At 73.7% G+C, this 8,704-nt stretch carries 5 protein-coding genes and 1 pseudogene; 2 read left to right on the plus strand and 4 right to left on the minus strand.

Translation table 11 applies throughout. The annotated features are described in order from the left end of the window. Positions 1–53: 53 nt before the first annotated feature. Positions 54–527, plus strand: a complete 474-nt coding sequence (locus ACFC02_RS11490; RefSeq protein ID WP_376355374.1) for a cupin domain-containing protein — start codon at positions 54–56, stop codon at positions 525–527. Positions 528–732: 205 nt separating this feature from the next. Then, positions 733–1,215 (plus strand): hypothetical protein, encoded by a 483-nt coding sequence (locus ACFC02_RS11495; protein WP_376355376.1) that lies wholly within the window; start codon positions 733–735, stop codon positions 1,213–1,215. A gap of 125 nt (positions 1,216–1,340) precedes the next feature. Here ACFC02_RS11495 and ACFC02_RS11500 read toward each other — a convergent pair whose 3' ends face one another. From ACFC02_RS11500 to ACFC02_RS11515, 4 genes and pseudogenes are all read right to left on the minus strand, one after another. Beyond that, complete coding sequence (locus ACFC02_RS11500; protein WP_376355378.1) at positions 1,341–2,768, minus strand: M1 family metallopeptidase; 1,428 nt, start codon at positions 2,766–2,768, stop codon at positions 1,341–1,343. Further along, positions 2,765–6,733: a Pls/PosA family non-ribosomal peptide synthetase gene (locus tag ACFC02_RS11505; protein WP_376355380.1), complete on the minus strand. Its 3,969-nt coding sequence runs from the start codon at positions 6,731–6,733 to the stop codon at positions 2,765–2,767. Before ACFC02_RS11505 ends, ACFC02_RS11500 begins: the two co-directional genes overlap by 4 nt. Positions 6,734–7,134: 401 nt before the next feature. Further along, positions 7,135–8,292 (minus strand): acetyl-CoA C-acetyltransferase, encoded by a 1,158-nt coding sequence (locus tag ACFC02_RS11510; protein ID WP_376355382.1) that lies wholly within the window; start codon positions 8,290–8,292, stop codon positions 7,135–7,137. Positions 8,293–8,342: 50 nt separating this feature from the next. After that, positions 8,343–8,704: pseudogene (locus ACFC02_RS11515) on the minus strand (TetR family transcriptional regulator); the annotation flags it as partial.

Raw genomic sequence — 8,704 nt, forward strand, 5'->3', positions numbered from 1 at the left:
TCCCCTCGTGGTGTCCGTCCCGCCGGCCGGTCCCCGGGCCCTAGCGTGAGCGCATGGCTCAAGAGGTATCGATCGTTCGGCCGGGCGAAGGCGAGGTCATCGAGCTGGGCCCGATCCGGATCCGCGTCCTGGAGGACGGCAGCAGGACCGGACACCGCCTCGCCCTGTGCGAGGCGACCATCGCCCCCCGCAGCAGCGGGCCGCCCCTGCACCGTCACGCCGGGCACGACGAAGGTTTCTACGTCCTGTCCGGCACGGTGCGCTTCACCACCGGCGAGCGCACGTGGGACGCGCCGCCGGGGACCCTGGTCCTCGCGCCCACCGAGGCGCCGCACACCTTCGCCAACCCCGCGGACGAACCGGCCACCTTCCTGGCCACCTTCAGCCCGGACATGTTCGTGCAGTACTTCCGCGACCTGCGCGACGCCCTCGCCGACGGGCAGGAACTCGACGAGCGCCTCGACCGGCAGATCTCCAGCCGCTACGCCACCACCCCCGTCCACGACCCCGCCCCCGGGGGCGGGTAGGCGCACTTCTGCCCACCGGCGCCCGGAGCGGGGAAAGGCGGTGGCGATCTCCGGACGGCCAGGCGCGGTTTCTGGACGGATATTTCGGAACAAGCCAATCTCGGTTCGGGGATGCACAGACGTTCGGGTGAGGCCATGGCCCCTGGTATGTTCCTGACGCGCTGTCACTGACCATGACGGAGCACCGACAAGAGGGGACCTTCCTGTGAGTACGCTGACGCGCCACCTGGCCTCCGGGGCCGCAATCCTTGCTCTGTCCGCCGCACTCGGAATGGCCACAGTCGGGCCCGCCGCGGCCGACACCAACCCCACACCGGGTCTGAGCAGCCAGGAGCAGCAACTTCTGAAATCGGACACGCCGAAGACGGTCGAGATCGACCCCGCCACCGGACAGATCCTCTCGGTCGAGAAGGGGAGCACCTTCCGGCCGGCGATCAGCAACCACAACATCTGCAACTCCGGCGACGGTTGTTACTACAGCGGCCGGATCCCCTACGCGAACCAGGGGTTCTACGGCAGCGCGGGAACGTTCACCGGCAACTGGCCCTACCGCAGCGGCTGGTTCACCGGCAACTACACCGCCCTGGCGTGCTGGACGGCGGCCTGCAGCCAGACGGCGCTGCCCCCCAACACCTCGGCGACGTTCAGTGGTGCCCTCGTCACCGGGACGTCGTTCCGTATCTACTGATCGACCCCCGGGGCCCCCTGCGGGGCTCCGGCCCGAAGGGCCCGTCGCACCAGCGGCGGGCCCTGTGGCGTGTCAGCCTCCGCCGCACGGCGCAGGGCCGCCGCGATCAGGGCGGGAGGCTGCTTTCAGGGCCGGACGGCGGCCGGTCGGGGCGGGGGCAGGGGCGGGAGGGGTTTGTCGTAGAGCCAGGCGTGCAGGAGCGGCTCGGGGGTCTGGGGTGTGTACCGGGCGGCATGGGCGAGGAAGGCGGGGGTGTCGGCGCTGCGGCCCCGGTGGGCGTGGTGCCAGCCGCGCAGCAGGGTGAAGAAGCGCTCGTCGCCCGTGGTCAGGCGCAGGGCGTGCAGGGCGCAGGCGCCGCGGGTGTAGACGCGGTCGTCGAAGATGCGGTCCTGGCCGGGGTCGCCGATCCGGAGGTTCTGCGGGCCGCGGTGCAGCCTCGCCCACTCCCGCCGGGCGATCGCGTCGGCCGGGTCCTCGCCGGTGTGCTCGGACCACAGCCACTCGCCGTAGGTGGCGAAGCCCTCGTTGAGCCAGATGTCGCGCCAGTCGCGCAGGCTCACGCTGTTGCCGTACCACTGGTGGGCGAGTTCGTGCGCGACGAGGGTCTCCCAGGTCCGTTCGCCGTCGATGTGGTTGCGTCCGAAGACCGGGAGGGTCTGGTTCTCCACGGGCTCGTCCAGGTCGGCGTCGACGACGACGGCGCCGTACGTCTCGAAGGGGTACGGGCCGAACCAGCCGGTGAACGCCTCGATCATGGCCGGCTGGCGGCCGAGGTCGTGGCGGGCGCGGTGGGACAGGCGGACGGGGTAGGCGTTGCGGCCGGTGATGGACCGGCCGGTCGCGGTGTCCCGGGCCTGCCAGGTGTCGTTGCCGAAGCGGCCGGTGTAGAGGGCGGCGAGGTAGGGGGCCATGGGGCCGCTGTGGTGGTACGTCCAGGACTCGGTGGCGCCGTTGTCGCTGCGTTCCGTCAGCGCCCCGTTGGCGAGCACGTGGTGCCCGCGGGGCACGGTGACGCGGAAGACGAACTCGGCCTTGTCGTCCGGGCGGTCGTTGCAGGGGAACCAGGAGGGGGCGCCGAGCGGCTGGGCGGCGACGAGGGTTCCGCCGTGCGCGTCGCCGGTGCGGTCCCAGCCGATCGCCCCGAACGGCGTGCGTACGGGGCCCGGCCGGCCGCCGTAGGAGATGTCCAGAGTGAAGGGGGCTCCCTCGGCGAGCGGGCGGGGAGGGGTCAGGAGCAGCTTGTGGCGCTTGGTCCTGGTGCGGACCTCGATGTCGTCGACGCGGGCGCTGCGCACCGTGAGCCGGGCGAGGTCGAGTTCGACCTCGGGCAGGGGCCGGGCGGCCACGGCTCGGATGCGGGCCCGGCCCCGGAGGGTGCCGGCGGCCGGGTCGTAGGCGAGGCTCAGGTCGTAGGAGGTGGTGTGGTGGCCGTACGATCCGTGGCCCGGGAAGTAGCGCTCTGCGGCGGGCCCCGTGAGGCGGTCCGCGGCGGTCGCGGCGAGCGGGGCGAGGGCGGCGCCGCGGATCAGGGCGCGCCGGGTGCACCGGGTCATGCCGCCTCCCCTCCGGTGAGCGCCGCGCCGGCGTCGGGCGCGCGGACGCCCGCGATGGGGTTGCCGGCCCAGCGGGTGCCGTCGGGCACGGTTTCGCCGCGCATCACGAGCGAGGACGCGGCGATCGAGGCCCCGGCGCCGATCGTGGTGCCGGGCAGGGCGATGCTGTGCGGGCCCAGGGAGGCTCCGGCGGCCACGTGCACGGTGTCCATCCGCATGATCCGGTCGTGGAAGAGGTGGGTCTGCAGCACGCATCCGCGGTTGACGCTGACCCCGTCGCCGAGGCTGATCAGATCGGTCTCGGGCAGCCAGTACGTCTCGCACCACACCCCGCGTCCGATGCGCGCGCCGAGGCTGCGCAGCCACCAGTTGAGCACGGGTGTGCCGAGGTGGGCGCCGGCGCCCCAGGGCACGGCCAGCACCTCCACGAAGGTGTCGAACAGCTCGTTGCGCCACACGAACGACGACCACAGGGGGCGTTCACCTGGCTGGAACCGGCCCACGAGCAGCCACTTGGCGCCGGTGGTCAGCAGGCAGGCCGTCAGGCCCGCGGCCAGCAGGAGCGGGGCGCCGACGAGCGCCGCCGCCGGCAGTCCGCCCGCGACCAGCGCGTCCTGCTCGCCCAGCAGCACGCACTCGGCCAGCAGCGTGCCCAGGACGACGGGCACCAGGCGGCAGGCCTCCACGGCCGCGCGGGCGGCCACCAGCCGCCGGGGCGGGGCGAACGTGCGGGCCGGGTCGGTGTTGTCGGGGACGCGGGGCAGCGGCATCGCCGGCCGGCCGATCCAGGACGTGCCCGGCCTGCCGTCGGCCGGTGCGTCGGACAGCACGCCGACCAGCGCGCGGTCGGGGACGTCACGGCCGGGCCCGACGATGCCGGAGTTGCCGACGAACGCGCGCGTCCCGATGCGCACGGGCCCCAACCGCATCCATCCGCCGCGCAGTTCGTACGGCGCGACGAGCGTGTCGTCGGCGAGGAACGCCCCGTCCGCCACGTCCAGCAGGGACGGCAGCGGCAGTACGGTCGAGATCTCGGCGTTGCGGCCGACGCGCGCGCCGAGCAGGCGCAGCCAGTACGGGGTGGCGAGGCTCGCGTAGAGGGGGAACAGGCCGGCGCGGGCGCCGTCCAGGAGCCGGGTGACCAGCCAGGCCCGCCAGGCCACGGCCCCGTCCGCGCGGTGCAGACCGGGCGTGAGGGTGCGGCTGAGCAGGCGGACGGCGAGGGCGGTGATCAGCATGCCGCACACCGTCGTCGTCACCGCGAACAGGGGGGCTGCGGCGAGCAGGCGCAGTGCCGCCTGCGACAGGGCGGGTGTGTGGCGCACCAGCAGCCAGGTCGCGAACAGGGCGGGTGCGAAGGCCAGCAGTGACAGCAGGGGCAGGGCGGCGAGGGACAGCGCGTAGGCCAGGTGGCGGCGGCCGCGCCGTCCGGTGGGCGGTGCGGGCCATCCGGTGCCCGCCACGCGTTCGGCCTCCTCGGCGGGCCGGGCCGGCGAACCGGTCCACACCTGCCCGTCGGGGACACGGGCGTCCAGGCAGCTTCCGGCGGTGAGTTCCGCGCCGCGTCCCACGGCGGCGCCCGGCAGCAGCATGCTGCGGTGCCCCACCCGTGCGCCGGCGCCCACGGTGACCCGTCCGACGTGCAGGGTGTCGCCGTCGAGCCACCAGCCCGAGACGTCCGCCTCGGGCTCGACGCTGCATCCGTCGCCCAGGTCGGCCAGGCCCGTCACCGGGGGCATGGTGTGCAACCGGACGTCCCGGCCCGTCGTGCAGCCCAGGGCCCGGGCGTACAGGGCGGCCCACGGGGTGCCGAGCAGGGACGGCACGCCGAAGGCCGCCACCGCCCGCTCGGCGCTCCACAGCCGCAGGTGGACGCTTCCGCCGCGCGGATGGGCGCCGCTGGTGACCGAGCCGGTCAGTGTGCGGGCGAGGGCCGCTCCGATCAGGCACCGCGCCGGTGCGCTGAACAGCACCAGCCAGCCCAGGAGGACCAGCCACCACGACGTGTGCGGTGTCCAGTCGTGCGGGGCGACCCGGCCGAGCACGTTGTCGGTCGCCGCCAGCCCGACCAGCCCGCGCAGTCCGGCGATGCCGTAGCCGGCCGTCTGGACGCAGAACTGGATCACCGAGGTACGCCTCGGGACCGGCCGGGCGGGCCGTACCGCGGCCGTGGTGCCGGCCAGGGAGTCGAGATGGTCCGCCAGGTGCCGCAGCACGGAGTGCCGGTAGACGTCGGCGACCGAGAGGCCCGGGTACTGCTCCCTGAGCATCGACGCCATCCGGGCCGCCGTCAGGCTGGTGCCGCCCAGGGCCGTGAAGTCGCTGTCCGGGCCGGGCCGCAGGCCGAGCAGCCGCTCCCAGAGGTCGGCCAGCCGCGCGGCCGTCCCGTGCAGCGCGTGCTCCGGGCCGTCGGTGCCGCCCGCGTCGCCGGCGAGGGGCACGGGCCACGGCAGGGCCTTGCGGTCCACCTTTCCGGAGGCGCGTACGGGCAGGTCGGCCACCTCTGCCAGAACCGGTACGAGCGCTGCGGGCAGCCGCTCCGCCAGCAGCGCCCTGGCCCCGGCCGCGTCGAAGTCGGGCGCGTCCCCGGCGAACGGTGCGGGAACGACGTAGCCGACGAGCAGGTCCGTGCCGGCCGCCGTCGTCCGTACGGCCGCGGCCGCCGCCCGTACGCCGGGCAGGGCGAGGAGCGCCGCGTCGATCTCCCCGAGTTCGACGCGTCGGCCACCGAGTTTGACCTGGTCGTCGGCGCGTCCCACGAACACGAGACCTTCGGGGTCGGCGCGCACCAGGTCGCCCGAGCGGTAGGCGCGCGGTGTGTCGAGGGCGGGGCAGGGCCGGAACCGTTCGGCGTCCTTGGCCGGGTCGAGGTAACGCCCGGTGCCCGCGCCGGCGATGACCAGCTCGCCCTCCTCCCCGTACGCCACCGGCTCTCCGCTCTCGTCGACGACGGCCAGCTGCCATCCTTGGAGCGGCAGTCCGATCCGTACGGTGCGGCCGGGCCCGAGGAGTGCGGCGCAGGCCACGACGGTGGTCTCGGTGGGGCCGTAGGTGTTCCACATCTGGCGCCCCGGCGCGGCGAACCGGTCGACGAGGCCGGGCGGGCAGGCCTCACCGCCCAGGATCAGCAACCGCACGCGCCGCAGCGCGTGTTCGGGCCACATCGCCAGCAGCGTCGGCACGGTGGAGACGACGGTGATGCCCCGCTCGTCGAGCCAGGGGCCCAGCTCGTGGCCCGCGCGGACCAGGGCGCGTTCGGCGGGGACGAGGCAGGCGCCGGACCGCCATGCCAGCCACATCTCCTCGCAGGAGGCGTCGAAGCCGACGGAGAGCCCTGCCAGGACCCGGTCTCCCGGTCCCAGCGGACGCTCCTGGAGGAAGAGGCGTGCCTCGGCGTCGACGAAGGCCGCGGCGGACCGGTGGGTGACGGCGACGCCTTTGGGTGCGCCGGTCGAGCCGGACGTGAAGATGATCCACGCGTCGTCCTCGGGCGCGGGCGCGAACGGTTCGCCCGCCGTAGCGCCGGTGGGCCGCGCCAGGTCCGCCGGTTGCGGGCCGGGGCCCAGGACGGCGCACACACCGGCCTCGCGGAAGACGGTGGCGGCCCGTTCGTCGGGGTCGTCGGCGTCGACCGGTACGTAGGCCGCCCCGCAGCTGAGCACCGCGAGGATCGAGAGGTACAGCTCCGCGGTGCCGGACGGCACCCGCACGCCCACCCTGTCGCCGGGGCCGATGCCCTGGCCGGCGAGGCGCCGGGCGCGGTCGAGGACCTCGGCGCACAGGTCGCCGTAGGAGAGCACGTCGCCGCCCGTGTCCAGGGCGGGCGCCCGCGGATGCGCCGCGGCGGTGGCGCGCAGGACGTCGATCAGGGTACGCGGGGGTGGCGCGTCCCCGCTGCGGAAGAGAGCCCGGTCGCCGGGCGACATGTGCGGTCGGCCGAGCGGCTCGAGTACGGGCGAAGACATCGTGGTGCCTCTGTCTGTGGTGCCAGGTGGGCGTGATGGCCCTTGTCGGTCGGTCAGACGCCGGGGTGCGCGGGGTGGTGCACCAAATCACGGCAAGTGATTCCGGACCGGTTCATGGGGAGGAATTGAGGAACCACAAAGGCTGTTTTCTCCCGCGTTCGAATACGCGTGACCTCGCGAACGCGGTTTCGGGAACCCGGAAAGAAATCGGCGAGAAAAAGGCCGGTATTTCTTTCCGGGTAAGAAATACTGCGGATCACTGTGTGCGGCGCTTGCCTGTCAGGAGCTGCGCGCCGAGCGGGAGAACCGGGCGAGAGGGGCCGGCGGTACGCCTGTGCCGCCGGCCGCCGAATGCCCTCTCTCAGGAACCTGACAGGCGAACCTGATGGCCTGAGAGCCAGTCAGAGCCGCTCGATCATGGTGACGTTGGCCTGGCCGCCGCCCTCGCACATCGTCTGCAGGCCGAACCGGCCGCCGGTGCGCTCCAGTTCGTGCAGCAGCGTGGTCGTCAGCTTGGTGCCGGTGGCGCCCAGCGGATGCCCCAGCGCGATGGCGCCGCCGTTGACGTTGACCTTCTCCGGGTCGGCGCCGGTCTCCTTCAGCCAGGCCAGGACGACCGGGGCGAACGCCTCGTTGATCTCGACCAGGTCGATGTCGTCGATGGACATCCCGGCCTTCTTCAGCGCGTACGCCGTGGCCGGGATCGGCGCCGACAGCATCCGGATCGGGTCCTCACCACGCACCGAGAGGTGGTGCACCCGGGCGCGCGGGGTGAGCCCGTGTTCGCGTACCGCCCGCTCGGAGGCGAGGAGGATCGCGGAGGCGCCGTCGGAGACCTGCGAGGAGACCGCCGCCGTGAGCCGGCCGCCCTCGACGAGCGGGGTGAGCGCGGCCATCTTCTCCAGGCTGGTGTCCCGGCGCGGCCCCTCGTCGGCGCTCACGTCCCCGTAGGCGACGATCTCGCGGTCGAAGCGGCCCTCGTCGGCCGCGCGGACGGCCCGCCGGTGCGAACGCAGCGCGAACTCCTCCATCTCGCGCCGGGTGATGCCCCACTTCCCGGCGATCAGCTCCGCGCCGTGGAACTGGTTGACCGGCTGGTCGCCGTAGCGGGCGCGCCAGCCCGCGGAGCCGGCGTAGGGGCCCTGGGTGAGTCCGAGCGGTTCGGCGGCCTGCCGGCCGGCGAAGGCGATGGGGACCTGCGACATGTTCTGCACGCCACCCGCGACCACCAGGTCCTGGGTACCGGACAGCACGCCCTGGGCGGCGAAGTGCAGCGCCTGCTGGGACGAGCCGCACTGCCGGTCCACGGTCACACCGGGCACCTCCTGCGGCAGCCCGGCCGCCAGCCAGCAGGTGCGGGCGATGTCGCCGGCCTGCGGCCCCACCGTGTCCAGACAACCGAAGACCACGTCCTCCACCGCGGCCGGGTCCACCCCGGAGCGCGCCATCAGCGCCTTCAGCACATGGGCGCCCAGGTCGGCCGGGTGCACTGCGGACAGCCCGCCGTTGCGGCGGCCGACGGGTGTGCGGACCGCTTCGACGATGTATGCCTCGGCCATACCTGTGCTCCTTCAGGGACTGTGACTGTGAGGTCAGGTGTCGTGTGGGGTCAGTCGCGGGCGGCGATGCCCTCCAGCACCATCGAGAGGTACTGGCGGGCGATCTCCTCCGCACTGTGCTGTCCGCCCGGCCGGTACCACGACGCGGCGACCCACACGGTGTCGCGCACGAAGCGGTACGTCAGCCGGACGTCCAGGTCCGCGCGGAAGGCCCCGGTGGCCACACCGCGCTCCAACGTCCCCAGCCACGCCTTCTCGAACCGCTGCTGGGAGCCGGCGAGATACCCGAAACGCGGCAGGGACCCCAGGTGCTTGGACTCCTTCTGGTAGATGGCGACGGCGGCACGGTGCCGGTCGATCTCCCGGAAGGACTCGGTGACGAGAGCCTCGATGGTCTCCCGCGGCCCCAGAC

It is taken from the genome of Streptomyces sp. NPDC056160 (genome assembly GCF_042268205.1).
Taxonomy (GTDB): Bacteria; Actinomycetota; Actinomycetes; order Streptomycetales; family Streptomycetaceae; genus Streptomyces.

What these genes read in the sequence shown, in the direction of transcription:
- ACFC02_RS11490 (WP_376355374.1), top strand. Translation starts at nt 54, where the DNA reads ATGGCTCAAGAGGTATCGATCGTTCGGCCGGGCGAAGGCGAGGTCATC.
- ACFC02_RS11500 (WP_376355378.1), bottom strand. Translation starts at nt 2,768, where the DNA reads ATGACCCGGTGCACCCGGCGCGCCCTGATCCGCGGCGCCGCCCTCGCC.
- ACFC02_RS11505 (WP_376355380.1), bottom strand. Translation starts at nt 6,733, where the DNA reads ATGTCTTCGCCCGTACTCGAGCCGCTCGGCCGACCGCACATGTCGCCC.
- ACFC02_RS11510 (WP_376355382.1), bottom strand. Translation starts at nt 8,292, where the DNA reads ATGGCCGAGGCATACATCGTCGAAGCGGTCCGCACACCCGTCGGCCGC.